This is a genomic window from Acidiphilium multivorum AIU301 (genome assembly GCF_000202835.1).
Taxonomy (GTDB): domain Bacteria; phylum Pseudomonadota; class Alphaproteobacteria; order Acetobacterales; family Acetobacteraceae; genus Acidiphilium; species Acidiphilium multivorum.
In genome coordinates, this window is record NC_015186.1 from 2,723,012 (window position 1) to 2,747,899 (window position 24,888).

A 24,888-nucleotide genomic window follows, 5' to 3' on the forward strand; every position below is an offset into this window, starting at 1 on the left:
CGAACCCGCCCGGCGGACGGCGTCAACTCCTGCGCACCAGCCCGGTCTGGATCAGGACGGCCATCAGCAGGAAGAGGCCGGAGGCGAGGTTCTGGTAATACGAGCTGAGATTGCCGATCTGGTCGATCACGTTCTCGATGACGCCGAGCAGCAGCACGCCCGAGAGGGCGCCGGCCATGGTGCCGACGCCGCCGGTCAGCAGCACCCCGCCGATGACGGCGGCGGCGATCGAGCGCAGTTCGTCGCCCTGCCCCGCCGTCGACAGGCCGGAGGAGAGATGCGCGCCCAGCAGCGCGCCGGCGAGGCCCGCCAGCGTGCCCGACAGCACGTAAGTCGCGACCTTGACGGTGGCGACCGGGACACCGAGCATCCGCGCCGCCTCCTCGTTGCCGCCGATCGCGAACACGGCGACGCCGAAGCGCGACCGGTTCAGCACCAGCGCCGCCAGCGCGAAGCCGGCGAGCAGGATCCAGATCAGGTTGCCGACCCCGAGCAACGTGCCGTTGGCGATCTGGCCGAACAGGCCGGGGTGGAGGATGACCATGCTGCTCCTGGCCAGGACGAGGTCGAGGCCGCGCACGCCGAGCAGGGCGGCGAGCGTGACGATGAACGGCGCCATGCCGGCGCGGGCGATCAGCAGCCCGTCGATCAGCCCGACCGCCGCGCCCGCCAGGCAGGGCACCAGCAGGGCGGGCACCCAGCCATAGGGCACCGCATAGGCCGCCAGCACCGAGCCGAGGCCGATGACCGAGCCGACCGACAGGTCGAACCCGCCGAGAATGATCACGAAGGTCTGGCCGATCGTCACCAGGCCGACGAAGCTCGCCGCGACGCCGATATTCTCGAAATTGTTGACCGTCGCAAAATACGGGAAGACCGCGCTGGCGATGATCGCGGCGATGGCGAGGACCACGATGGCGCCGCGCGACCGGATCAGCGCGATGATCCGCGCGCGGCGTTCGGTGTCCGGTGCTGCGATGCCCGCACCGGCGGCTGGCGCGCCGCTCATCCGCCGGCCCGCTGCAGGTACAGCGCGGCGACGATGAAGGCCGCCTTGAGGATCTGCGCGTAGCTGAAATTGATGTCGTTCATGATGAAGCTCGCTCCCAGGACCTGCAGCAGCAGGACGCCGAAGACCCCACCGGCGATCGAGACCCGGCCGCCGGAGAGCGGCGTGCCGCCGATCACGGCCGCGGCGATCGCGTCAAGCTCGAAATTCAGCCCGATATAGTTGGGATCCGCCGCGCCGAGCCGGGCGGCGGCGAACAGGCCGGCAAGCCCCGCGAGCAGGCCGCTCGCCGCATAGACGGCGAACAGCGTCCGCCGCACCTTGATGCCGGCGATCACCGCCGCCGCCTGGTTGGCGCCGATGAAGACGAGGCTGCGCCCGAAGACGGTGGTGCGCACGACGAGGGCGACCGTGGCGGCCAGCGCGAGGGCGATGATCGCGACCATCGGCACCAGCGACACGGCGCCGATGCCGAGCCAGTCGAACACCCCGCCCGTGGGCAGCGACACGCGCGATCCGTCCAGCAGCGCCTCGGCGAAGCCGCGGGCGGTGACCAGCAGCGCCAGGCTCGAGATCAGCGGATTGATGTCGAGGAAGGCGATGAGCGCGCCGTTCAGCAGGCCCACCGCGAGGCCGGTGCCCAGCGCCGCGACGACGGAAACACCCGCGCCGCCCGGCAGCGCCAGGGCCATCACCGATGCGGCGAGCGCCATCGACGAGCCGACCGACAGGTCGATCCCCCGCGTGCCGATCGCCAGGCTTTGCCCGAGCGTGATGAGGATGATCGGCGCGGCCTGGAACAGCAGGTTGCGGATCACGATCGGGTTGCGGAACCCCGGCGTGAAGATCAGGTCGACGATCACCAGCAGGGCGAAGGCGATGTAGACGCTCTGCGCGCGCAGCATCGCCGCCGGCGTGTCGTGGCCGGCGCGCGCCGCAAGCCCGGCAAGGCGGGACGGCCTGTTCATGACGGCGCTCATGCTCCCGCCCGCTCGTGCGGGGCGGCCAGCCGGTCGAGCACATCCTGCACGCCGGCGCCGGCGGTTTCCATCGTGTCCGCGACACGTCCCTCGTCGAGGATCACCAGCCGGTCGGCCAGCACCATCAGCTCCTCCATTTCCGAAGACGTCACCAGCACGCCGAGGCCGCGCTCGACCAGGCGGCGGATCGCGTCATGCACCTCGGCCTTGGCGCCCACATCGATCCCCCGCGTCGGGTCGTCGAGCATGATGGCGCGCGGGTCGGTGGCGAGGCAGCGGGCCAGCAGGACCTTCTGCTGGTTGCCGCCCGAAAGCGAGGTGATGGGCGCATCGGCGCCCGCCGTCTTGATCCCCAGCAGGCGGACGAACTCGGCCACCATTTCGGCCTGCCGGCGGCGGGAGACGAAGCCGTAGCGGGAGATGCGCCGCAGCGCGCAGGCCGTCAGGTTCTCCGCGACCGAGAGCTTCGGAAAGATCCCCTCCGCCCGCCGGTCTTCCGACAGGAAGGCAAGGCCGGCGGCAATCGACCGCTCCGGCGCGGGGGCGGGCAGCGGCCGGCCGCCGACCTCGACCGTGCCGGCACCCGGCGTCTCGATCCCGAAACTCGCCTTCATCGTCTCGGTGCGGCCGGAGCCGAGCAGGCCGGCCAGGCCGACCACCTCGCCGGGCATGACCTCGTAGGACACGTCCCGCACCCGGTTGCGCCAGGTGAGATGGCGCGCGGCCAGCGCAGGGGCGCCCGAAGCCGCCGCGCGCGGCGCGTGCTGGCGTTGCAGCGTCTCCGCGCTCCGCCCCAGCATCGCGGCGATCAGCGCCTGGCGCGGCAGGTCGGCGGCCGGCGCGCTGGCGACCAGGCGGCCGTCGCGCAGCACCGAGAAGCGGTCGCACAGCCGGTAACATTCCGACAGCCGGTGGCTGACGAACAGGATCGCGATGCGCTCGGCCTTCAGCCGGTCGACCACGCGGAACAGGGTCTCGACCTCGCCACCGGTGAGCGCGGAGGTCGGCTCGTCGAGAATGACGACCTTCGCGCCGAGCCGGATGCCGCGGGCGATCGCGACCATCTGCTGGAGCCCGAGCCCGAGCGTGCCGAGCCGCGCCCGCGGATCGATGCGCAACTCGTAGCGCGCCAGCAGCGACTGCGCCTCCGCCTCCATCCGGCGCCGGTCGATCAGCCAGCCAAACCGCCTCGGCTCGTGGCCGAGGAAGAGGTTCTCGGCCACGTCCCGTTCGGGGATCAGGTTGATCTCCTGGTAGACGGCGCTGATGCCGTGGCGTTGGGCGGTGCGGGGGGAGTCGAACCGCACCGCCGCGCCGCCCAGCCTGATCGTTCCGTCGTCAGGCTGATGGAACCCGGTCAGCAGCTTGATCAGCGTCGACTTGCCAGCGCCGTTCTCGCCGGCAAGTCCATGCACCTCGCCGGCATTGAGCGTCAGCGATACCCCCTCCAACGCCCGCACCGCACCGAAACGCCTTGAAACCCCCACAGTTTCCAGAACCGCCTCAGCATGCTTGCACCCGGCCATGCCGCTCCTCCGCCGTTAGAACGGCACGTTGTTCTTCAGCGCCGCCGCTGCATTCGCCGGGGTGTAGATATGATCCGTCAGCACGATGTGCCGCGGCACCGGCTTACCGTCGAACCAGTTCTGCAGCTCGTGAAACGCGATCGGCCCGAAGCGCGGATTGGTTTCGTCATCGGCATAGATCCAGCCGTCAACGATGTCCTGAACCCCCTGCCGGGTGCCGTCGATCGACACGATCTTGACCTGTCCCGGCTTCTTGCCGGCGTCGCGCAGCGCGGTGATCGCGCCGAACGCCATCGTATCCGCTTGGGCATAGACCGCATTCACATTCGGATGCGCGAGCAGAATCTGGCTCATCACCTTCTGCGCGTCGGTGGTGAACCAGTTACCGGTCTGCTCGGTGACGATCTTCATGCCAGGATAGGCTTTGAGCCCAGCGGCGAAGCCCTTGGTGCGCGCCACCTCCACCGAATTGCCGTAGGCGCCCTGAATCTCTGCCACCATCGCGTGGCCGCCGGTCGCCTTCGCTAGTTCTCGCGCGTCGATCTCGCCTTGCTTGAAATAGAAGTTGGAGCCCAGGAAGCTCAGATAATCGCTGCACTTCGAGCCCGCGGTCCGCCGGTCGAGGGTGAGGATGGGAATGTGCTTGGCTGCGGCCTGCGCGAAAGCCGGTTGCAAGCCGGTCGAATCCAGCGGCGCGATGATCAGCGCCTGCGCGCCTTGGTTGATCATGTTCTCGACATCGGCGACCTGGCGCGACTGGTTGCTATGCGCGTTTGTATAGATCAGCCGGCGGACATGAAACGCTTTCGCCGCATCCCGGACCGACTTGGTCTCACCGGCTCGGAACGGATTGGCATTCGATTCAGACTGGCTGAATCCGACTACGAGCTTCGACAAATTGACATGCGTAGGGTGCGGATTCACGCACACCGCCTTCGACTGCATCTGGGTCATTTTTGCCGTATCCAGGGCTGGCGCCGCCCGCGCGACTCCCACGAAGCTCAAGACGGCCGCCATCGCGCCAAGCGCCGAAGCGCTCCTGAAAATCATCATGTTTCCTCCTTCATGACCGCCTTGACGGCGGCTAGTTGATAGTTTTTTATCGATAACAAGCGATCAAAAACCTGTCAATTATATTTTTTCATCAGATCGTATAAATGAAGAACAGAAAGGAAGAAATACCCGTTTTCGTGAACAAAACCGAAGGCGGGACCTTGCCGAACCCCCAAGTATTCCGAAATTGTCAAGTATTCCGAATTTAACTTGCACGGTCTCCGGGAATTATTCCTCCACCGGTTCCAAGATTAATTCGCCCTCCCTTTCCGACTTTATTCGCCCGGCTGGGCGGAGTTGGTCGGTTCGGATGTCAACGGCGGATCAAAGCCAGGCCGGCGCGGCGACGTAAAAACCAGCCACCGGGTTGTGACGTGACAGATATGAGAACGGCCCCTGCAGGGGCCGTTCTCATATCAGCTGCCTGATTGGCGGTGGGTATCAGCTGTCGTTGATTTCGCCGTTCAGCTCCAGGATCTGGACGTGCTGCGTGAGACGATCGAGCAGCGCGCCGGTGCCGGAATTTCCCAGAGCGATGATGTTGTCGCAGCGCGCCAGATCGAGCACCAGCATCTTGTTCAGCGACGGGATCGCGGTGAAGTCGAAGGTATCGAGGCTTTCGACCGCCTGGAAGTGCGTCGCACGGATCCGCCGCTCCACCAGCCGGCGTTCGCGATCGAGCAGTTCCAGCTCCGCCAGCCGCAGCAGGAATTTCGGATGATCCGCGCGATCCTTCGCGCACTCGCAGCGACCTTGGCATAGTCGCGCAGGAAGGTCGGCAGCTTCAACGCCTTCAGATGATGAGCCAGCAGCACCTGCGGCGTCTCGATCGCGCCGCTCATGCCGCGTCTCGGCTCGGCAAAACGCCATAATCCGCGGCAGAGGTCATCCGCACATGCGCCGCCGGCATCACTAAACCCGGCAGGGGGCTTCCTGCGCCACGACCGTGAAGATGCACGTGATCCGGTAGATTCTGTTCCCCTGTCGCGGGCAGGTCCGGTGCCCGCGACATTCCGTTTGAGCCGGCTCTGCCGGTCAGAGCCGTTCGATCCTGCCGGCAGCCTCGTCGATCAGCGCCACGACCTCATGGACGCGCTCCTTGTCGAGCCCGCCCTGCAGCCGGTTGATGATTACGTTGCGCAGGTTGTGCATGGCCCGCCGCACGGGCACCGCATCGAGACGGCCGCGCGCATTCCCCACCGCATCCAGCCGGGCAAGGATCAGCGTGACCTCGTCTGCCTGTTCGGCGAGATATGCCTGGCCTTCAGTGGTGATCTCGTAGAGCTTGCGCGTACCGTCCGTGACCTGCTCGCTGGCCAGTCCCGTTTCCGCGAGCAGCGTGAGCGTCGGATAGACGATGCCCGGGCTGGGCGCATAGGCGCCGCCGGTCCGCTCCTCGATCGCCCGGATCAGTTCATAGCCATGACGCGGCTGCTCGGAGATCAGTTTGAGCAGGACCAGGCGGAGCTGGCCTCCCTCGAACATGCGGCGGCGACCATGACCATGGCGGCCAAAGCCGCCGTCATCGTCGTCGCTCCAGCCGCGACCGCCCCCGAAACCGCGGCGACCGGCGCCGAATCGCCCGGCAAGGCGCATCATTTCTTCATTCAGGCCATGCCGGCCCATGTGTCTTCCAAACATGACTGTCCTCGTCACTCCAATATGATGGCACTAAGATATATCTTAATTAGGCCCATGCAAGACCGATCAAGATATATCTTTTGTGTCGGTCGTAATGAACGCCCCGCAAAGGAGGCGCCGGGAACAGGCTCAACCCCTCGCAGCGGGACATGATCGTGTCGGTGTAACGCAACGCGATGTCCGGCGAAGCCTCGGTCGCGATCCGCCGCTACAGCGCAACCAGCTGGCCACGCGCCTCCGGCGTGAAATCAACCGGATAGCGCTTCACCGGGAACCGGTGGCTTTCGCATGTTCGGCGGCCACGGCAGCGCGCATCCCGTCCATGGTGACAGCGCGTGACGGATCGGCTTTCAGCGCATCAAGAGCCGGGGCCACCTGATCACGCAGCCACGCTTCCACCACCCGGTCATGCGCCAGCAAGGTGCGCAGCCCGTCGCGGATCACCTCGCTTTCGCTCGCATACTCGACGGCGGCAACCTTGGCAGGGATCTGCTGTGCCATTTCCTTTGGCAAGGTGATGCTCAGCCGGGTCGAGCACATCGCTTATGCTCCCTTCGAAATAGGATTTAATCCTTCCATATGATGCCGATCTGTCTCGACATTCCCTGCCAGTGCCGACTTTACGCTGGCAATCTACCGGTATTCGTCGCCTCCGGTTGCCCTGGCCGACCCGGTGCCTCTTTTCCTCGGGCTCGCGGGCGGGTGTGGTTATCCGCCTGGGCGCGCAGGCCCCAGATGGACTTGTCGAGGTTGATCTCGCCGGCCCGGGCCCTTGCCGCCATGCCGCGGAAATCCCCCCGGGCGTGCTCCTGAAACGCCCGCCGGCCGCGCCGAGATCATGCCGCAGTCCTGTCCGTCGCAATCATCGCCAGGCTTAGCAGGCAAGTTCCTCAAGACCTCGGTTTGTATTGGTATTTTGTCCGAAACCGGTACCTTCATGGGTCTCGGCGAGCTTCGCCCGGCTGGCCAAGCTCTGACATGCACCCTTTGCGCAACGCGTTCATTTACCGGTTCAGGCTCGATGCCGTTCGCCGGCAGGCCGGGGCAGATGGTCAGCTGATCGAACCATGCATCTCGCAGCACAGCAGGAAGGCGTGCGTTTGCGGACAGCCCCTATCTCAGAGCCGGACCGAAAAATATAGTTGAACGATTACAGTAGGTTGTGATTCAGTTCGTTTGCGAAGACGGATGGAGGCACGATGACCTAGACTGAAATCGCTCGGCGACGATATCGCCGGTCTGGATTGCGCTACGCAAGCGACCTGACCGATGCCGAATCGGCCTTGATCGCACCGTTCATGCCGACTCGACTGCCTCGAAGCCGGCCCCGGACGGTGCCGCTGCGGCGGATTATGGAGGCCATCTTCTAACCGGTTGCCAGTGGCGGAGGCGGCTCAAGGTTCCGCCTGCGGAGCGGGTGGAATGCCGCCGGAGGTGGCAGATCCCGAAGCAATTCGCGCCGTTCGCCACCGCGCAGGGGTATTTCCACCGCTTCTGCCGCGACGGCACCCTCGATCGGCTCAATCACGTCCTGGTCATACAAGCGCGGGAGTTGGCCAGACGCGAGGCCTCGCCTACAGCCGGCGTGATCGATAGCCAGTCGGTCAAGGCCACCGAAGCCGGCGGGCCGCGCGAGTTCGATGCCGGGGAGAAGATCACGGGCGCAAGCGCCACATCATCACGGATACAATCGGCCACCCCGTCAGCGCCGTGGTTCATCATGCCGGTATTCAGGACCGTGACGGGGTAGGTGACGTACTCAAATCCGCCAAACCCCTGTGCGTCGATTCGTCCGCTTGCACGCTCTCCTCGATACTGGCGAATATGCCCACTGAAAGGCGGTCCCGGGTGAGCGGGACCGCATCAGTCAAGATCGACCAGCGGGTCTCAGAGGGCTTTCTGCCGCAGGCGAACGACGAGACCGAGAACGAGCAAGCCTGTTCCGAGGAGCAGAACACTGCCCGGTTCCGGTACGTCCACTTTGAGAACTGCCGGTGCTCCGTTCGCCTCAACGTAGTCGACAGCGAAACTTGTCATCGATCCCACAGGTAACGTGCCGGTATCGCTGACGGCTTGAGTTTCGCCAGGCGAGTAAGTCACCTTGTTGCCGTTTGCATAGCTGCTGGCGCCATCGTCGTGGGTGATCGTGACGTAGGTGCCTGCAGCTATATTCGCAGCGGGGCCTTGGAGCGAGAACTCCAGATATGAATAATTCGAGCTTCCTGGAGAACTCATCGTGGTTCCAAGGAACGCAGCCTTGCCACCCGTACCGCTGAAATTTGAGATGTTGGCGGTATTCGTAAAGAAGTCGGCGTACGTATTCGACTGTCCCTGATTATTGGTGTTGTCGAAATTCAACTGCCCTGAGTATGTGAAGGAAGCCAGTGCATCTACGGCCGATGGCGCAGGCTGGCTTGCAGCGTTTATGAAGTTGGTGCCGCCAATTTTACCGGTCGTTGTGGTCCAGGCCGTTACTAGCCAGGTCGGATTATAAATATCCGCCCGCGCTATTCCCGTGAGGCCGAGGAGCACCACGGCTCCATGTAACAGATATTTGCGGACGCTAGACATGTTCAATCTCCAAACGTTTGAGAAATCATGCCATGAATGACCACGGACACTTCATACATTGAAGTGCGTTCAATGATCACGCAAAAATTGTGCCGTATTTGCAATATTAATAAAATCAAACAGATATCGCGTCTCATTTTATGAGACGTAAGGAATTCCGACAAAATATTATTTCATTTTATACTATGGGTTGAAATCAATTCAATACTATACTACAGGTTGATTACATTGTGTCGCTTCTATTCGTTCATTCGATATCAAAATCTTCAGAAAATTCTCGATACAAGCATCATTCTTAAGTAGTATTCGCCCAGTCTACTCTGTCAGACCATCGCTCCAGCACGAATATTTGCTCGCTCGCAAAAACGTAGCAGGCCATTTCGGAATGGAGTCGGAGCGTCTTTGATTGAAAGTTGAATGGTTGGGCCATACGTGATTCCTGGCAGGTGTTCGAAGCCTTGCCTGAGACACTGTGTGGACGCCAACCACCCGTGCGCAGCATAGCCGCAACGGGCTACGCTATGGAAGTAACGTGACCGACTAGGAGTGGCTGCTCCTGTCGCCTTTCCTGCCCGCCCCGAGCTCATGCGGCCGGCATCGGAAGTGGAAGATGCGCGAAATTGTCAATGCGATCTTCTACGTACTGCGTGGCGGGATTGCATGGAGCCTGCTGCCGAAGGATTTTACGCGTTGGCCCACGACCTATCGCTGGTTTGCTGGTTCCGCAACGACGGCACCTGGGAGCGGATAAACCATCACCTTGATGCTCGACCGCGAGAGGACGGGTCAGGGCGCGAGCCACACGGCGGCTGTGATAGATAGTCAGAGCGTCAAGACGACCGAGAGCGGCGGCATCCGGGATACGACGCAGGCAAGAAGATCAAGGCTGCAAGCGTCACGCCACGGTCGATGTCGACGGTCGGGCGATCAAGCTCCAGGCCCATTCGGCGGCCATCCAGGGCCGTGATGGAGTGGGGTTCCTGCTGGGGTCTGGTCCACTTTTGGTGGAGTGGGTGTTTGACACATCGCCCGCAGTATGTTGTGGCAAATAATGTTGTGTGCAGGATATGCGCATGATATATGCGCATATCCTGCACACTTACTTCTGGAGGAGCAGCGGATGTCTATGCCACAACCCAGCGACCGCACTATGGCTTCTTCGCGGCGCGCAACCAATGTCACACTGCCCGCAGCATTGCTGCAGGACGCCCGGAGCCTTGGCATCAATCTGTCGCAAGCTTGCGAACAGGGCGTGGCAACGGCCGTTGCCGCGGCCCGGAGACAACGCTGGCTCGATGAAAACCGTGCAGCATTTCAGGCGTGGAATGAGCATGTCGAGTCGCACGGCTTGCCCTTGGCGGCATACCGGCAGTTTTGATGGCACGGTTCGATGTGCACCCTATGCCCGGAGGCAGACCGGGTTACGTACTCGACGTTCAGGCCGATCTGCTCTCGGAATTGGCGACGCGGATCGTTGTCCCGCTCCTGCCGGCAGAGATGGCGCCAAAACCCTTCAGCGACCTCAATCCAGTGTTCGAGGTTGACGGCACGCGTCACGTCATGATGACGCAGGCAATCGCCAGCATACCACGGCGCGAGCTGAGTCAGCATATTTGCTCGTTGGCTGCGGAGCGCGACAGCATTACCCGCGCCCTCGATGTCCTTCTCATCGGGTTCTAACCCGATTTTGTTCGTGCGCTCCGATAGCATGTAACACGAGTTGATGGAGGTTCCGCCAAGATAGTTGCTTATAGGCCGGGTAGCTGACGAGCGGCTTTTTTCCAAGGTAATTGGTCGGGCCGAAGCCTCGTGGCGAAAAGCTCTTTGCGCGGTTGAACGGTCCAGTTGCAGGGCATCTAAAACGGGATCACGCACTTGCCCGTAGATCTTTTCGCGCACGATCAAGAGCGCACCTTCATCATATCGATCCAATGGCGACACGCGAGCCGGGCGCATGCTGGAACCGACTTCCGAACGGTTTGCGGCCGGCCAGTTCAACACCCGATCACATTACACTATGCGGAATAAGATGCGGAGCAAGCGCCACGGCGCCGATGGATGCGGCGGCAGACCGATCACGGCACCTTGTATCCAGAGCGGCCAAGCAGAGGTGCGATCGTTTCAACGAGCCAGTCGACAAAGACCCGCACGCGCGGCGAAAGCTGGCGATGATTCGGATAGATGACGGAAATCGGAGTGGGACTGGGCTGGAAGTCCTGGAGAATCTCCACGAGTGCTCCGGTGTTTAGATCATCCTTGAACCGCAAGCGCGGCGCCTGCACCAGCCCCATCCCGAGGCGCGCCGCAGCAGCACTCGTGTCCGCCCCATTAACCATGACGCGAGCCGGCAACGTCCTCTCGACCTTCACGCCATCGACCATGAATTCCAGCGGCAAGGGCTGGCCCGTGCGCGAGGAGACGAATCCGACCATGAAATGCCCGTCCAGCTGATCCGGCGTTGCTGGCACGCCATGTTCGCTGAGATAGGCGGGGCTGGCACAGATGATCTCCTCCAACACGCCGAGATGCCGGACGATCATATCGCTATCAGGAAGAGTGCCCGCTCGCACGACACAATCAACCCCTTCGCGTACCAAATCGACAAAGCGCTCGCCCTCACCGATATGCACCGTCACGGCTGGATGCAGAGCTAGAAAGGTCGGTAGTGCCGGCAACACGATGCGCGCCAGCGTGCCGACCATGTCGACGCGCAGCAGCCCTGCCACGGCACCGCTGGCCCCCCGGTCCGCATCCTCGAGATCGGCAAGGATACCAATGCAGCGTCGGTAGTAGGCTTCACCCTCGACGGTCGGCTGCACATGCCGTGTCGAGCGTTGCAGCAACCTGGTTCCCAACCTCTTCTCCAGCGCGTTGATCGTGGCGGTGGCTGCCGGTCGGGAGATGGAGCAATCCGCCGCCGCAGCGGTAAAACTGCCACGATCGACGATACGGACGAATAGCTCGAGGGCGGCGAGGCGATCCATGGTCATTATTCTGTCCTGCAAAACAAAGTCGTCTGCAACAGCGGCCTTATTCCGTCGGGCGGGCGGGCCAAATCCGTAGCACCGGAACAGGAGACCCTCATGCCCGCACAATCTCATATCGCAATCGTCACCGGCGGCAGTCGGGGCATTGGCCGTTCGACCGTTGAGGCGCTCGCCCGGCGCGGCGTCAGGTCGATCTTCACCTATCATCGCAGACGGGCAGAAGCAGATGAGGTGGTCGCCGCAACCGAGCGGGCAGGCGCGCGTGCCGCAACCTTGCAACTCGATACGGGGAATACCGCGACCTTTCCGGCCTTTGTCGCCGAACTGCGCAGGATTCTGGCCGAGTGGGGGGTGGAGCAGTTCGACTATCTCATCAATAATGCCGGAACGTCCCACCACGCACCGATCAGCGATATCACCGAGGCGGATTTCGATGCGCTGTTTCGGGTGCACGTGAAGGGCGTTTTCTTTCTTACACAGGCCGTGCTGCCGCTGATCGTCGATGGCGGCCGGATCGTGAACGTCTCGTCGGCGCTGACCCGCGTGGCCTATCCAGGCAGTACTGCCTATGCGTCGATGAAAGGTGCTGTTGAGGTGATGACGAGATACATGGCGAGGGAACTTGGCGCCCGGCGCATTACCGCCAATGTCGTCGCTCCCGGCGCGGTGCAGACCGATTTCAGCGGCGGCATCGTGCGAGACAATCCCGAGGTAAACAAGCGCATTTCAGACCTGACAGCGCTTGGACGGGCGGGTTTGCCCGACGATATCGGTCCGATGATCGCTGCCCTCCTGTCGGAGGACAATCGATGGATCAATGCGCAACGCATTGAAGCCTCCGGTGGGATGGTGATCTGAGGTCGGGGCTCTCCGACCGATACCACGACGGGGTATGGCGCAGGGAAGCGCGCCACGCTCCTTCACGCGAATCACAAGCCATGATTGGCACGTTTCCCGGATGCGTCATCTTCACGCGCATCAAGGTTGAGACAATAATGGAGTTCCTGATGCGCAAGATAGGTCTTATCGGAGGTCTCGCGCTCCGGGCGGGTATTTTCTATTACGAGCAGATCCAAAAAAGGTTCGCCGCGAGCCAAGCTCCACTGCAACTCGTCCTCAGCCACGCAGACGTCTTGCGGGTGTTATCTTATGTAGCCGCAGAGGACAGGATTGCTCTTGGCGCCTATCTCGGGGGCCTGGCCAATGAACTCGCCGATGCCGGGTGCGAAATCGTCGCCATTTCCGCCGTCGCGCCTCATATCGCCATATCGGACATAACACGTGTGGCCCGTGTTCCCCTGATCAGCATATTGGATGCCGTTCCAGGGGTTACGCATGAAAGAAGCCGGTGAGCACTTGCTCCATGTAACGGTTATCCCAGGCGGCCATTTTGCGGCGCCCCTTGAGACTGGCCTTTGATGCCTGATGGCGGCGAACGAGGTTGATTGCGATCTTGCGAAGCAGGGAGAAGTTCTGGACGGCGTTGCGATCCCGGATCCGGCAGTGATCTTCGTTGAAGGTGACGTCGAGCACCCAGTGTAGGCTGTTCTCGATCTGCCAATGTTGACGGATCGCTTTCGCCAGGATTTCGGGTTGATCGTCGCTGCTGGACAGGAAGTAGCGGATTTCGGCTTCGATCTTGCCGGATCCGTTGACGCCGCGGATGGTTTCCACGGCCAGAACGCTCTTCAACCCCGGCCAGTCGCGCAGCGGTTCCAGCGCTACGGCGTCCGGACAGACGAACACCCGGCGCCGAACAAGACGACCATGACCATCATCGAATTCGTCATGCACCGGCCGATCAACGGGTGAGCGGCTGAAGCAGGTGGTTGCGCAATACTCCTGCACGGCGCTGTGTTTCTTCCCCTGGTTTGCTTTGAGGGTGACGAGATAATCAGCACCCCGCTCGAGAATTTTGGACGCGATGGCTCGCTGGCACCCCATCGCGTCCAGCGTGACAATGGCGCCCTTGATGTCCAGCACATCCAGCAATTCCGGGATCGCGGTGATCTCGTTCGATTTGTCGCCGACCTGACGCTGGCCGAGCACCAGCCCCCGATCACTCGCCCATGCACTCACAACGTGAAGCGCCGCCTGGTCCCGGCTGCGATCAAACGAGCCGCGGATCGTTTTCCCGTCAATCGCCACCACTTCCCGGTCCAAAGTCGTCCCGAATGAGCGCGCCCACGCTTCGAAACATGCCTCGAAACGCCCGGTATCGATCAGCATGAACACACGCCGGAAGGTGTCGTGCGATGGAATGCCGTTCGGCAGCGCCAAAAACGTGCCCAGCCATTCCTGCTTGCTACGGCCATACAGTGCCATATCCTCCCAGCTTTCCGCCCCGGCAATCACCGCGCACACCGCAATCACCAGAATATCAATTAGCCGGTGCTCAACCTTGCCGCCGCAGCGGGGGTCTTCCAACGCCGAAAATTCCTCCACAAGCCGCCTCACCGACATGCACGTCTCCCAATCTCAAGGAGACTCCCCGAATCACACCCGATTCCATGCCGTCAACTATGCCCGAAATTTTCATGCGTAGCCCCTGGATGCCGTTCCCGCAGGACTTGCTGCCGCCGGGACGGATCGCGTTGCTGTGTTCGGCAACCGTGCTGTCATGCATACGCGCGTCTTCGGAGCCGTTGCGAAACAACGGGATATCTCGCTGGACAGGGATGATCTCGATTGGGTGCACAATACGTATGCCGAGATCGCCATTCACGGGAAACGGGCGACGCAGCCTGAAATGACGGAATTCAGCAGACTGGCCAATCGGCTTTTGCAAAGGAAGAATGCGCAGGCAATTCTTCTAGCGGGAACCGATCTATCGTCGTTTTATGCGGAACATCAGCCGGATTTCCCACATATCGATCTGGCTCAGCTTCACATCGACCAAATCGTTCGTCATGCTCTGGCCTGAGAGTGCGCCGCTTTTTTCCTGTATTTCCTCTCTCAGGGTGCTGGCCACCTCTTATCCGAGGAGATTTATTCATTCTGCACGCCCATATCCATGGCGATCATATCGGCTGGAACACGATGCTAGCAGGTTATCGCCGGGTGCCGACCTTTCCCAATGCCCGGCACATCTTCCCAGCAAGGGAATACTTGAAAGACAACCTGCGATGAGAGACCGAATTGAGAAACAGGGTGACGTTGCGATGATCGGCAGAAGTGACATTCAGGCTGCGGAGAGATTGATTCGGCCGCACATACGACGCACGCCGGTTCTGGCCTGCAATGGCGTTGATTTCGGTCTAGCCTCACAGCCGATCACTCTCAAACTCGAATTGCTGCAGCATGCCGGCTCCTTCAAGGCACGGGGCGCCTTCACAAACCTGCTGACAAGAGAAATCCCGACGGTCGGCGTGGTTGCCGCTTCGGGAGGAAACCACGGTGCCGCCGTGGCTTATGCGGCGATTAGGCTCGGAATCCCTGCGCGCATCTTCGTGCCGGCGATCTCGTCTCCGGCCAAGATCCAACGCATCCGCGATTTCGGCGCCGAACTTGTCGTCGGCGGCGAAGGTTATTCCGATGCGCTGGCCGCGAGCGAGGCATGGATCGCAAATAGCGGTGCCCTTGCCATCCATGCCTTCGATCAACGCGAAACGTTGGTCGGACAGGGTACGATTGCGCTTGAAATGGAGGAGCAAGTGGCTGGGCTCAATACCCTACTGGTCGCTGTCGGCGGTGGTGGACTGATCGGAGGGATCGCCAGTTGGTATCACGGGCACATCAAGGTCGTGGGCGTCGAGCCCGAATCATCGCCAACCCTGACGAGGGCGCTCGCCGCCGGCCGACCGGTTGATGCCGAAACCGGCGGAATTGCGGCAGACTCGCTGGCACCGAGGCGGGTCGGCGATCTGGTCTTCCCTATTGCCCGTGATCATGTCGCCGACGTCGTTCTGGTCGGGGATGACGCAATCGCCGATGCCCAGCGTCGCTTGTGGAAAGTGGCGCGCGTGGCCGCTGAGCCAGGCGGCGCTACGGCTCTCGCCGCTTTGCTCTCCGGGCGCTACCGACCTGCACTAGGTGAGAATGTCGGTGTCATCATTAGCGGGGGCAACACCACCGCGGTATCCTTTTGAGGAGCGTCCATCATCGTCGCACTCCCTTCCCTGAAACCTGCTCGCATGGGCTCCGGTGCAAACGGCTGGCCCCGGTATCTTGCTAGCCATTTAGTGGCTTTGAGGGCGGCGCGATGGCCAGGTTCCTGGACTTGGAGGATCTGTTCAAGTGGCGGCACTTCGACCGCGAAGTGATCATCCTGTGCGTGCGGTGATATCTGCGCTTCAAGCTCAGCTTCCGGGAACTCGTGGAGATGATGGAGGAGCGCGGCCTGTCGATAGCCCACACCACCATCATGCGGTAGGTGCACAACTATTCGCCGAAATTCGAGCGCCGGTGGAACCGCTTCGCGCAGCCGGCCGGTGCGTCGTGGCGTGTGGACGAGACCTAAGTGAAAGTCCAGGGTGGATGGGTCTATCTCTACCGGGCGGTCGATCGCGCAGGAAATACCGTTGACTTCCGTCTCAGCCCAAAGCGTGACGTTGCCGCGGCCAAGGCGTTCTTCCGCAAGGCGATCAAAGGTCAGGGCTCGGGCCCGCGGACCGTCACGTTGGACGGCTAGGCCGCATCGCACCGCGCAGTGCGCGAGATGAAGGCTGACGGTGAACTGGCTGCTGACACGAAGCTGCGATCGTCGAAGTACCTGAATAACCTCCCTGAGAAGGACCATCGGGGCGTGAAGTCGCGGGTCGGTCCGATGCTCGGGTTCAAGCGGTTCGAGACCGCCGCGATCACGGTGGCCGGGATCGAATTGCTGCGACGGATCCGCAAGGGGCAATTCCGCCTCGGTCGGCTACGTCTTCGGGGTCGACCTGCACCTGCCGTCTGGGAGGCCGTCCTGGCAGCCCAATAAAGCGACAACACCGCAGCCTCGCCGCCACAACCTTTGACTCGTCAGGCTATTTGCACCAGAGCCCTATGGGCCAGGTTCACCACGGGAGCGCCACAACGACAGCAGATAATCGCCAAAACCATAGGATGTAGCTCGCGATTGTCTGCCTGGCATCCGGCTCCTCATCCCGCCAACCGCCGCTCATACCATCTTGTCGGACATTTTTTTACGATATAACATCCCGATAACAACGGCCATTCCGGCCGGGAGCTTGCCCGAAAATCTGTGGATCACCGGTCCCGTTGGAGACCGGCGTCGGGGAAGGCGCCTGCGGAACGGCGCACCGAGGAGGACTCTCGTATGGCTGCCACCGTTCTGATCTGGAACAACCACCTGCGCCCGGTTGGAAATTCGTATTGCGGTCATGCAGCAATGATTATCGACTCGAACTGGAAGGCGATGGCCTCTTCCTATGTGAGTTGGTGGCCAGAAAGCGAGGAGGATAATAACTCGAGCCCAAGCCTGAGCGTGTTCGCCGATCTGTCCGAGGAGAATTACGCGCCGGACCACATCTTGCGGATCCCCGTCTTCAACACTAACGCCGCCATGTCGAAGTGGGCCGAGATCAGGAACAAGCCAAAAAGTACCTACAGATTTTTGCGCAAGAACTGCTCGACCATCGTCTCACGGGTGCTGCTCGCCGGCAACACGAAGCCGCTCGGCTTCGGCGTCTCGAACAACCTGATCTGGACACCGATCCGGGTGAAACGGCTGGCCGACGCTATGGGCGCCGAGCGCAAGGAGTGGTCCTGGCTGATCGACCAGTTTGTGTCAGCCGGCGTGCTCCCGGAGGGCATGCGGGTACACCTCAGTAAGCTCGCCAAGCGCGACAGCGCCCACGGCTCCTCAACCACGGTCTGCTGCTACGCGCAAGGCTACAAAATCTACCAGCAGCCACTGATCATTCTCAACGGCAAGACCATCGGCAAACAGGATCTCGGCACCGAGGTCTTTTCGCTGCAGCACAACACGATCAAGCGTGGCGTAGTGGAACAGGGCGAGAACGGTAAAAGGCGCGCCGTATTCTACACCTGATGCCGCCAGCCACCTCCTCCTGCCCGCTCCGCTCACCGAGCCGGAGACAAAAAAGCAAAGACTGAGGCTGATAGGCCCCAAGATGCACAAAGGCTGGGCCGGTAGGTCCCAGACGGCTCTGTTGCAAATTCTGGCTTGCTCTGATGGGATTTGATGCAGGCTGGTGGAAGAGCGGTGGTGTCGGCGTTCAGAGGGCGGAACTTCGAGGGTGAGATCGTGCTTTGGGCAGTACGCTGGTATTGACGGTATGGGATCAGCTACCGGGATCTTGAGCAGGTGATGTGTGAGCGCGGCGTGAACCTTGATCATTCGACGATGTACCGCTGGGTTCAGCGATATGCCCCGGAGATTGAGAAGCTGCTGCGCTGGCAATGGCGGCGGCCGACCTTGACGAGCTGGCGGGTCGATGAGACCTTTATCAAGGTCCGCGGCAAATGGGCATATCTATATCGTGCAGTCGACAAGCATGGGAACACGATCGATTTCTTTCTTTCGCCGACGCGGAACGCGAAAGCGGCAAAGCGCTTTCTGGGCAAGGCCCTGAGCGGGTTGAGGGACTGGGAGAAGCCCGAGGGCATCAATACCTACAAGGCGCCGACCTACGCCATCGCCATTGCGGAACTGAAAGCCGAAGGCAAATGTCCCGAGGCTAACCTCCATCGCCAGGTCAAATACCTGAACGCAGCATTCAACGCTACTTCGTCAGCACATGATATATTTGTCCATCAGGCCGCAGTGTATCCGGGGACTCGTTTCCGTGTGCTGTGACGTGCGCGCCACCGACATCGACGTTAGTTTCATTTTGCCATTCTGACAAACCTCCCCGGTGACCATTCATTATTCCTTTTCAATCGGCTTTTTTCGGCGGCGCACTACCCTCGCCAAGATCCCACCACAATCCGGCAAAGCCGATAAGGGCCTCGCGCGCCATCGGCGCCAGCATGTGTTCGTCTGGGCCATGCTGGCTACAACCATTGTAGCTGTGCGGGATCCATACCAGCGGCACGTCGAGGTGATCGACGAACGCATCGCCCGGCAGCCCGCCCGACATGTTCGGAATCACCTGCACGTTGCGTCCCAGGCTCCGCCTGAAACTCTCCGCCGCGAAGCGTATCCAGACCGATGCGGGATTGGTCCGGCTCGCCGCCATCCGCATCCCCGCGTTCTCGATGGCTACATCGGGAAACCCGACCTCGTCCAGATGCCGTCTCAATGCCGGTGCGAAATCAGCCGGATCGGAATCCGCAGTATAGCGGATCTGGCAATGCGCCCGGGCGTCTGGTGCGACTGCATTTACCGGGTTTTCAGGCCGTCCCGAAATCATCGCAAGGACGATGAAGCTGTTCCAGCCATAGATTTTCTCGGCGTCGGTCAAGCCCGGTTCGCCCCATTCCGGCCCGACTGCGCGGGTGGTTCCGTCTCCCACCGGGCAGTCCTTCAGTGCCGCGCGCACCTCCGCCGGTACCCCGCCCGCCGGCAGCCAGCCGCGCACAAGTATCCGGCCATGACGATCGCAGATCGATGCCAGCGCATGCGCCATGATTACGGCGGGGTCGGGTGCCAATCCGCCCCAATGGCCGGAATGCACCCCGCCCGGGCGCAGAGCGCAGACGAGGTCGAAATGATAGGTCCCGCGCGAGCCGGCCGCGATCGTGGGCACGTCCGGTCGGACGCGCGGCCCGTCGGAGGCGATCAGCACATCCGCCTTCAACGCATCGCGATGCGTGCCGACGAAGCGGTGCAGCCCCACCGAGCCGCATTCCTCGCTGGTCTCGATGACCATGCGGACATTGAAACCGAGCCGCCCGTCCCGTTCGGCGATCACGACCTCCAGCGCGGCGAGGTCGATCGCGTGCTGGCCCTTGTTATCCGCCGTGCCGCGCCCGTACCAGCGATCGCCCTCCACGGTCAGCCGCCATGGTGCCAGCCCCTCGCGCCATTGCTCGTCGAGTCCGCGCACCGTATCACCATGGCCGTACGTCAGCACCGTCGGCAGGGCCGGATCCTCGATCCGTTCCGCCACCAGAATCGGTCCGAATGCAGGCTCCGGATTTGGATGGATGGCAACCGTGAAGCCCAGCCGCTCGAGCCATGGCGTCATCTGCGCCGCCAGATAACGTGCGACGTCCGGCGCGAATGTCGCATCCTGCGACGTGCTCGGCACGGCAACCAGTTCGGCGAGGCGCTCGCGAAACGTACCCGAGTCGAACAGCCCGGCCGCGCGCATTACCGCCCCGTCGCGGCTACCCACCGACTAGCCCCCCGTTAGTCATGCCATCCTCCCTGACTCATCCATTCCGATAGGTGTAGCTGTATCCGTTCAGCGCGGGCGCCCCGCCCAGATGTGCGTAGAGCACCCGCGATCCCGCCGGGAAGACCCTCTTGCGAACAAGATCGATCATGCCCTGCATGGATTTTCCCTCATAGACCGGATCGGTGATCATCGCCTCGGTGCGCGCGGCGAGGCGGATGGCGTCGTTGGTCGCTTCGCTTGGCACGCCATAGGCCGGATAGGCATAATCAGGGACAATGACGATTTCCCGGTCTTCGACCCGCCGCCCCAGCTGAACTAGGCTCGCCGTGTTGTCGACGATCCCGCGCACCTGCTCGCGCACCCGCTCCGGCGTTCCCGAAGCGTCGATCCCGATGACCCGATCCGCCCGCCCGTCCGCCGCAAAGCCGACGATCATGCCCGCTTGGGTTGAACCGGTGACCACGCAAACGATGACGTAATCGAAACTGAATCCGAGCTCCCGCTCCTGCGCGCGCACTTCTTCGGCGAAGCCGACATAGCCGAGACCGCCGAGCGGATGCACCGAGGCGCCGGCCGGAATCGCGTAAGGCACCCCGCCCGCATCCCGGACCGATTGCAGCGCATCCTCCCAGCTTTGCCGGATGCCGATATCGAATCCGTCCTCGACGATCCGGCTGTCCGCCCCCATCAGCCGTGTCAGCTGGATGTTGCCGACGCGGTCATACACAGCGTCGTTATGCGGGACCCAGCTTTCCTGAATCACGACACATTTCATGCCGAGTTTCGCCGCCGTCGCCGCCACCATCCGCGTGTGGTTTGACTGCACCCCGCCGATCGAGACTAGCGTATCCGCGCCGCTGGCGATCGCGTCGGGGATAATATATTCGAGCTTGCGTAATTTGTTGCCGCCCAGAGCGAGGCCGGAGTTGCAGTCATCCCGCTTCGCCCAGATTTCAACCGCCCCGCCCAGCGCCTGCGACAGGCGCGGCAGCGGTTCGACCGGCGTCGGCCCGAAAGTGAGTCTGTAGCGCTCGAACTTGTCCAGATTCATGCCATTCCCCCGGCCTCCGCCGCAACGATCCGGGCCGCGACGGCTGCACCGATATTTGCGAAAGCCGTTGATTCCAGTCGTGTTTCTGATCTCAGCCTATCCAGGTTCCCGAGAAATGTGCTTTCTATTTTTGTTATTTTTTTTCCTTGTTTTCTTGTCATGCTACGTTGTTTCGGCGGATTCTTTCACTTTTCGGTGGCTTTCCGGGAGAAATCATGAGTCATGACCTAGACCGCATCGACCTTGAAATCCTGCGCCTGCTCCAGGCCGACGGGAGACTGTCCAACATTGACCTCGCGAACCAGGTGAATGTCAGCCCCGCCACGTGTCACCGCCGGACACAGCGTCTCTTTGCCGAGGGCTATATCGGCAGCGTGCGCGCGATGATCGCGCCGTCACGGGTCGGCCTCGGTGCGGTCGCCTTGGTGGGCGTCGTCCTCGACCGCTCCACCCCGGAAAGTTTCGCGATGTTCGAACAGGCGGTAATGGGCCTCAAGATGGTTCTCGATTGCCACCTGGTCGCTGGCGATTTTGACTATCTGCTAAAAATCCGTGTCAGGGACCTTCCCGACTTCAACCGCCTCCACGCCGAAACGCTGATCGCCCTCCCAGGCGTGCGCCAGGCGCGCACCTTTTTCGTGATGAAGGAAGTCAAGGATAGCGGCCCGCTGGATATCGGATGTGAATGAGACAGTTAAAGGCGCACCGGTGTACGCCTAAATCCGGTGTGCTGGGTCCAAAGTCAGCGCAGTTCCGAAGCTCGCCTGCAGATGCTCGATGAATCGACGAAGTTTCAGAGAGACGTGCCGCTTCGTCGGGTAGATGGCATGAATCGCTAGCTCCGATGTCTTATGCTGGGACATCAGAATCTGCAGCGTCCCAGAAGCGATGGATTCGCCGAACACGAAGCTCGGCCCGTATGCTACACCTATTCCCGCCAATGCCGCAGCCAATAGCATCTGCATATTGTTCACCGCTAGTCGCAGCGGGCCATCGATAAGGTGGGTACGGCCACTTGGATCCGTTAGCGTCCAGTCACCGGCGGAAACGGCTTCGGTGAATGCCACTCGCGGGGCCTGACGGAGCTGTTCCACGGTTTTCGGCACACCATGGCGCGCCAGAAAGGACGGGGCCGCACAGAATACCATGTGGCACGGGGCAAGCCGTTGGGCCACGAGGTCGGAATCCTTAAGCCGGCCGATGCGAATGGCCACATCGATGCTTTCCATCAGCAGATCGACATAGCGGTCGCTGAGCGTGGTCTCGACTGTAACCTCGGGATACGCAGCCAGATATCTTGCGACCACGGGACCAAGGTGTATCGCGCCAAAGGTTGTCGGTGCAGCAACACGTAGCACGCCCCGCACCGTCTGGTGCGCCCGCTGGGCCTCCCGATTTGCGTCCTCGTAGTCTTCCAGTATGAGCTTGCACCGCTTGAAGTACGCTTGCCCCACATCTGTCAGCTTCAGCACTCGCGTACTGCGCTGAAGTAGGCGTACCCCAAGTTGATCCTCGATCGCGGAGACATGTTTCCCCGCCATAGATGGCGACAGGCCGAACCGCCTGCCGGCCCCGACAAGACTGCCCTCCTCAACCGCAGCTACAAACACCGACATACTGACCAGCCGATCCATCCTCGTCCCCCATTCGATAATCTCATTATCAGATGCAGATAAGATTGAGGCAATTATGGCGCGTTCTTATAAAGCCTAATCTCTGATCCGTGTCCGGTCGCTCAGACTGGCTTAGAAAGGAGATCGACGATGAAAGTCGCCACGAACGGGATAGTGCTTCATGTCGAAGAGCAGGGCGATGGCGAGCTAGCCCTTGTCTTCCTGCATTACTGGGGCGGTTCAAGCCGTACCTGGAAACACGTCACAACCGGCTTGGCTCCCGCCTTTCATACCGTTGCCATCGACAATCGCGGATGGGGACAATCCGACGCGCCAAATGACGGGTATGCCCTGACGGATCTCGCGGCCGACGCGGAAGGTGTCATCGAGGCGCTGAAGTTGCGGCGCTATGTGCTGGTCGGCCATTTAATGGGCGGCAAGGTGGCTCAGCTCATGGCATCGCGCCGGCCTGCCGGGCTGGTCGGCCTCGTTCTTGTGGCTCCTTCTCCGCCCCAGCCCATGGCCATGCCGGACGAAGCGCGAGAGATGATGGCGGGGGCATACACCACCCGCGCAACCGTGGAGGCGACCATAGACAACGTGCTGACAGCACGGCCTCTCTCGGCAGAGGATCGCGAGCAGGTGATCGCGGATAGCTTGCGCGGCGCGCCGCCGGCAAAGATCGCCTGGCCGAAAGCAACTAGTCTGGAAGATATCACCGGCCAGGTCGGTATCATCAATGTACCCGTCATCGTCATTGTCGGCGAAAGCGATCGCGTAGATAGCCCAGCACTTCTTCAGGTGGAATTGCTAACTCGTGTTCCGCAAGCGGCAATGCGCGTGCTGCCGAGCACAGGGGTTACGCATGAAAGAAGCCGGTGAGCACTTGCTCCATGTAACGGTTATCCCAGGCGGCCATTTTGCGGCGCCCCTTGAGACTGGCCTTTGATGCCTGATGGCGGCGAACGAGGTTGATTGCGATCTTGCGAAGCAGGGAGAAGTTCTGGACGGCGTTGCGATCCCGGATCCGGCAGTGATCTTCGTTGAAGGTGACGTCGAGCACCCAGTGTAGGCTGTTCTCGATCTGCCAATGTTGACGGATCGCTTTCGCCAGGATTTCGGGTTGATCGTCGCTGCTGGACAGGAAGTAGCGGATTTCGGCTTCGATCTTGCCGGATCCGTTGACGCCGCGGATGGTTTCCACGGCCAGAACGCTCTTCAACCCCGGCCAGTCGCGCAGCGGTTCCAGCGCTACGGCGTCCGGACAGACGAACACCCGGCGCCGAACAAGACGACCATGACCATCATCGAATTCGTCATGCACCGGCCGATCAACGGGTGAGCGGCTGAAGCAGGTGGTTGCGCAATACTCCTGCACGGCGCTGTGTTTCTTCCCCTGGTTTGCTTTGAGGGTGACGAGATAATCAGCACCCCGCTCGAGAATTTTGGACGCGATGGCTCGCTGGCACCCCATCGCGTCCAGCGTGACAATGGCGCCCTTGATGTCCAGCACATCCAGCAATTCCGGGATCGCGGTGATCTCGTTCGATTTGTCGCCGACCTGACGCTGGCCGAGCACCAGCCCCCGATCACTCGCCCATGCACTCACAACGTGAAGCGCCGCCTGGTCCCGGCTGCGATCAAACGAGCCGCGGATCGTTTTCCCGTCAATCGCCACCACTTCCCGGTCCAAAGTCGTCCCGAATGAGCGCGCCCACGCTTCGAAACATGCCTCGAAACGCCCGGTATCGATCAGCATGAACACACGCCGGAAGGTGTCGTGCGATGGAATGCCGTTCGGCAGCGCCAAAAACGTGCCCAGCCATTCCTGCTTGCTACGGCCATACAGTGCCATATCCTCCCAGCTTTCCGCCCCGGCAATCACCGCGCACACCGCAATCACCAGAATATCAATTAGCCGGTGCTCAACCTTGCCGCCGCAGCGGGGGTCTTCCAACGCCGAAAATTCCTCCACAAGCCGCCTCACCGACATGCACGTCTCCCAATCTCAAGGAGACTCCCCGAATCACACCCGATTCCATGCCGTCAACTATGCCCGAAATTTTCATGCGTAGCCCCTGCTGCCGAGCACTGGGCATTTGTTAATGCTGGAGGCCGCTGAACAACTCATCCCTTTGATCGAAGAGTTCTGCAGATCACTGCCTATCCTACCGAAGGATTGATCGGGCTCCGGCTCGTTCAGCATGG

General features: G+C 61.6%; 23 protein-coding genes and 4 pseudogenes. 12 read left to right on the forward strand and 15 right to left on the reverse strand.

The genetic code is table 11. The annotated features are described in order from the left end of the window. Positions 1–22: 22 nt before the first annotated feature. The 7 genes from ACMV_RS12255 to ACMV_RS12285 all read right to left on the reverse strand — a co-directional run bounded on the left by ACMV_RS12255 (position 23) and on the right by ACMV_RS12285 (position 6,749). On the reverse strand, positions 23–1,009 hold the full coding sequence (locus ACMV_RS12255) for an ABC transporter permease (RefSeq protein ID WP_013640602.1): 987 nt from the start codon (positions 1,007–1,009) through the stop codon (positions 23–25). Continuing rightward, on the reverse strand, positions 1,006–1,977 hold the full coding sequence (locus ACMV_RS12260) for an ABC transporter permease (RefSeq protein WP_231844401.1): 972 nt from the start codon (positions 1,975–1,977) through the stop codon (positions 1,006–1,008). The genes ACMV_RS12255 and ACMV_RS12260 overlap by 4 nt, the downstream gene beginning before the upstream one ends. Positions 1,978–1,985: 8 nt before the next feature. Further along, the gene (locus tag ACMV_RS12265) at positions 1,986–3,515 is read right to left on the reverse strand and encodes a sugar ABC transporter ATP-binding protein (RefSeq protein WP_013640604.1); all 1,530 of its coding nucleotides are present in this window, start codon (positions 3,513–3,515) and stop codon (positions 1,986–1,988) included. A gap of 15 nt (positions 3,516–3,530) precedes the next feature. Beyond that, a complete protein-coding gene (locus ACMV_RS12270; protein WP_012039886.1) occupies positions 3,531–4,568 on the reverse strand; it encodes an ABC transporter substrate-binding protein in 1,038 nt (345 codons plus the stop codon). 441 nt (positions 4,569–5,009) lie between these two features. Further along, entirely contained in the window at positions 5,010–5,438 is a 429-nt protein-coding gene (locus tag ACMV_RS12275; protein WP_013640605.1) for an ATP-binding protein, read from the reverse strand. 165 nt (positions 5,439–5,603) lie between these two features. After that, the gene (locus ACMV_RS12280; RefSeq protein ID WP_013640606.1) at positions 5,604–6,194 is read right to left on the reverse strand and encodes a PadR family transcriptional regulator; all 591 of its coding nucleotides are present in this window, start codon (positions 6,192–6,194) and stop codon (positions 5,604–5,606) included. 279 nt (positions 6,195–6,473) lie between these two features. Continuing rightward, positions 6,474–6,749, reverse strand: a complete 276-nt coding sequence (locus ACMV_RS12285) for a ribbon-helix-helix domain-containing protein (RefSeq protein ID WP_013640607.1) — start codon at positions 6,747–6,749, stop codon at positions 6,474–6,476. A gap of 758 nt (positions 6,750–7,507) precedes the next feature. Between ACMV_RS12285 and ACMV_RS12290 the strand changes: the two are divergent. Then, a pseudogene (locus ACMV_RS12290) lies at positions 7,508–7,970 on the forward strand (transposase); the annotation flags it as partial. 126 nt (positions 7,971–8,096) lie between these two features. On the opposite strand, the gene ACMV_RS19930 reads toward ACMV_RS12290, so the two are convergent. Then, positions 8,097–8,780 (reverse strand): PEP-CTERM sorting domain-containing protein, encoded by a 684-nt coding sequence (locus ACMV_RS19930; protein WP_231844402.1) that lies wholly within the window; start codon positions 8,778–8,780, stop codon positions 8,097–8,099. A gap of 472 nt (positions 8,781–9,252) precedes the next feature. Here ACMV_RS19930 and ACMV_RS19935 point away from each other — a divergent pair. Both ACMV_RS19935 and ACMV_RS19940 read left to right on the forward strand, forming a co-directional pair. After that, positions 9,253–9,751, forward strand: a pseudogene (locus tag ACMV_RS19935) (IS5 family transposase); the annotation flags it as partial. A gap of 179 nt (positions 9,752–9,930) precedes the next feature. Next, entirely contained in the window at positions 9,931–10,158 is a 228-nt protein-coding gene (locus tag ACMV_RS19940) for a type II toxin-antitoxin system CcdA family antitoxin (protein WP_231844525.1), read from the forward strand. Here ACMV_RS19940 and ACMV_RS22105 read toward each other — a convergent pair. Further along, positions 10,095–10,778 carry a hypothetical protein gene (locus ACMV_RS22105; protein ID WP_456236369.1) on the reverse strand — a complete coding sequence of 228 codons (684 nt, stop codon included), beginning with the start codon at positions 10,776–10,778 and terminating at the stop codon, positions 10,095–10,097. The genes ACMV_RS19940 and ACMV_RS22105 overlap by 64 nt on opposite strands. 77 nt (positions 10,779–10,855) lie before the next feature. Beyond that, the gene (locus ACMV_RS12300) at positions 10,856–11,764 is read right to left on the reverse strand and encodes a LysR family transcriptional regulator (RefSeq protein ID WP_012039898.1); all 909 of its coding nucleotides are present in this window, start codon (positions 11,762–11,764) and stop codon (positions 10,856–10,858) included. 99 nt (positions 11,765–11,863) lie between these two features. Between ACMV_RS12300 and ACMV_RS12305 the strand changes: the two genes are divergently transcribed. Continuing rightward, complete coding sequence (locus tag ACMV_RS12305) at positions 11,864–12,625, forward strand: SDR family NAD(P)-dependent oxidoreductase (protein ID WP_013640614.1); 762 nt, start codon at positions 11,864–11,866, stop codon at positions 12,623–12,625. A gap of 137 nt (positions 12,626–12,762) precedes the next feature. Beyond that, positions 12,763–13,119 carry an aspartate/glutamate racemase family protein gene (locus tag ACMV_RS12310; RefSeq protein ID WP_231844403.1) on the forward strand — a complete coding sequence of 119 codons (357 nt, stop codon included), beginning with the start codon at positions 12,763–12,765 and terminating at the stop codon, positions 13,117–13,119. Here the strand turns inward: ACMV_RS12310 and ACMV_RS12315 are convergent. Further along, positions 13,097–14,230 (reverse strand): ISAs1 family transposase, encoded by a 1,134-nt coding sequence (locus ACMV_RS12315; RefSeq protein WP_013634879.1) that lies wholly within the window; start codon positions 14,228–14,230, stop codon positions 13,097–13,099. The genes ACMV_RS12310 and ACMV_RS12315 overlap by 23 nt on opposite strands. 85 nt (positions 14,231–14,315) lie before the next feature. On the opposite strand from ACMV_RS12315, the gene ACMV_RS12320 reads away from it, so the two are divergent. From ACMV_RS12320 to ACMV_RS12340, 5 genes and pseudogenes are all read left to right on the forward strand, one after another. After that, positions 14,316–14,690 carry an aspartate/glutamate racemase family protein gene (locus ACMV_RS12320; protein ID WP_331429018.1) on the forward strand — a complete coding sequence of 125 codons (375 nt, stop codon included), beginning with the start codon at positions 14,316–14,318 and terminating at the stop codon, positions 14,688–14,690. A 238-nt stretch (positions 14,691–14,928) separates the two neighbouring features. Continuing rightward, on the forward strand, positions 14,929–15,855 hold the full coding sequence (locus ACMV_RS12325) for a threonine/serine dehydratase (RefSeq protein ID WP_048858121.1): 927 nt from the start codon (positions 14,929–14,931) through the stop codon (positions 15,853–15,855). 371 nt (positions 15,856–16,226) lie between these two features. Then, a pseudogene (locus ACMV_RS21540) lies at positions 16,227–16,688 on the forward strand (DDE-type integrase/transposase/recombinase). Between the two features lie 339 nt (positions 16,689–17,027). Beyond that, on the forward strand, positions 17,028–17,762 hold the full coding sequence (locus ACMV_RS19375; protein ID WP_013640621.1) for a hypothetical protein: 735 nt from the start codon (positions 17,028–17,030) through the stop codon (positions 17,760–17,762). Positions 17,763–17,939: 177 nt separating this feature from the next. Further along, positions 17,940–18,458: pseudogene (locus ACMV_RS12340) on the forward strand (IS6 family transposase); the annotation flags it as partial. 151 nt (positions 18,459–18,609) lie between these two features. Here ACMV_RS12340 and ACMV_RS12345 read toward each other — a convergent pair. Beyond that, on the reverse strand, positions 18,610–20,013 hold the full coding sequence (locus ACMV_RS12345) for a M20/M25/M40 family metallo-hydrolase (RefSeq protein WP_081479249.1): 1,404 nt from the start codon (positions 20,011–20,013) through the stop codon (positions 18,610–18,612). A 37-nt stretch (positions 20,014–20,050) separates the two neighbouring features. Further along, positions 20,051–21,067 (reverse strand): 1-aminocyclopropane-1-carboxylate deaminase, encoded by a 1,017-nt coding sequence (locus tag ACMV_RS12350; protein ID WP_013640624.1) that lies wholly within the window; start codon positions 21,065–21,067, stop codon positions 20,051–20,053. Between the two features lie 215 nt (positions 21,068–21,282). Here ACMV_RS12350 and ACMV_RS12355 point away from each other — a divergent pair, with 215 nt between their 5' ends. Beyond that, positions 21,283–21,756: an Lrp/AsnC family transcriptional regulator gene (locus tag ACMV_RS12355; protein WP_013640625.1), complete on the forward strand. Its 474-nt coding sequence runs from the start codon at positions 21,283–21,285 to the stop codon at positions 21,754–21,756. A gap of 27 nt (positions 21,757–21,783) precedes the next feature. Here the strand turns inward: ACMV_RS12355 and ACMV_RS12360 are convergent, their stop codons facing one another. Next, on the reverse strand, positions 21,784–22,701 hold the full coding sequence (locus tag ACMV_RS12360; RefSeq protein ID WP_013640626.1) for a LysR family transcriptional regulator: 918 nt from the start codon (positions 22,699–22,701) through the stop codon (positions 21,784–21,786). Positions 22,702–22,830: 129 nt separating this feature from the next. On the opposite strand from ACMV_RS12360, the gene ACMV_RS12365 reads away from it, so the two are divergent. After that, positions 22,831–23,562, forward strand: a complete 732-nt coding sequence (locus ACMV_RS12365) for an alpha/beta fold hydrolase (RefSeq protein ID WP_013640627.1) — start codon at positions 22,831–22,833, stop codon at positions 23,560–23,562. Here the strand turns inward: ACMV_RS12365 and ACMV_RS12370 are convergent. Next, positions 23,540–24,673: an ISAs1 family transposase gene (locus ACMV_RS12370; RefSeq protein WP_013634879.1), complete on the reverse strand. Its 1,134-nt coding sequence runs from the start codon at positions 24,671–24,673 to the stop codon at positions 23,540–23,542. The genes ACMV_RS12365 and ACMV_RS12370 overlap by 23 nt on opposite strands. Between the last annotated feature and the right edge of the window lie 215 nt (positions 24,674–24,888).